Genomic DNA, 849 nt, shown 5'->3' with positions numbered 1-849 from the left:
GACGGTCGACGACGCCGGTCACTGGATTGTCGATCAACGACCCGAGCTGGTGCTCGACCGACTACGGGCGTTCCTGCGAGAAACCTGAGTATGAACTCGAGATCCCGAGTTCAATCACCACCGCTACTGCGGCCGCGCCGGATGCCGTACAACTGGACGTTGCCGCCCTGCTGAAGGCGGTGGCCGAGTCACCGCAGGCGCGGGATGCGCTGATGCAGTCGCTCGCCGCCCTCGGGCAGCCCACCGCCAGCGGCAGTCACACCGGCGCCGACGCATCCGTGCCCACCCACCAGGCCATGGATGACACCAGCACGATCGGATCCGGCCGGACGGCCCGGTCGGCGAGGACGGCCGACCGGTGAGCCCGGTGTCGCGGTCCCCGCAGGCGGTGCGGGCGAGTATCACCGACCGCCTCAACCGGTACGCCACCGTGCACGGCCGGAACATTGCTGTGGTGCGGCGCCGATTCGTCATCGCCCGCTTCCTGACCCGCGATGCCGGTCCGCCCGCGAATTTAGATTCTCAGTGGGACAATCGAATACAAGATCTTGTCCGCTGACCAACTGTTTTTCGACTGGCGTGCTATGGCGGAACCGGACGTCGGCGTACACCTGCTCGTGCTGGTTTTTCGCGAGTGAGGATGTCGAGTGGTCAGCTGGTGTGGGGGATGTGGTCCCAGCCCTCGACGGATTCGGGGGTGCGGGGTGCGGGTCCGGTGTAGATGGCGGCGGGGCGGACGAGTTTGCCGAGACGCTTCTGCTCGAGGATGTGAGCGCACCAGCCTGCGGTGCGGCCACACGTGAACATCGCGGGCATCATGTGCGCCGGGACCTCGGCGAAGTCGAGGAT

2 protein-coding genes are annotated in these 849 nt (G+C 66.5%); one reads left to right on the top strand and one right to left on the bottom strand.

Annotated elements, in window-relative coordinates:
• A partial coding sequence (locus tag MLGJGCBP_RS51975; RefSeq protein WP_236581294.1) for a hypothetical protein occupies positions 1 to 88 on the top strand: 88 nt, incomplete at its 5' end.
• A 563-nt stretch (positions 89 to 651) separates the two neighbouring features.
• On the opposite strand, the gene MLGJGCBP_RS22860 is transcribed toward MLGJGCBP_RS51975, so the two are convergent.
• Positions 652 to 849: citrate/2-methylcitrate synthase (locus MLGJGCBP_RS22860; RefSeq protein WP_328799583.1), on the bottom strand; the 198-nt coding region annotated here is incomplete at its 5' end.

Source organism: Rhodococcus sp. T7 (assembly GCF_009872365.1).
Classification (GTDB): Bacteria; Actinomycetota; Actinomycetes; order Mycobacteriales; family Mycobacteriaceae; genus Rhodococcus_F.
Note: the sequence above shows the minus strand (reverse complement) of the source record. Positions and strands in the feature narration are given on the sequence as shown.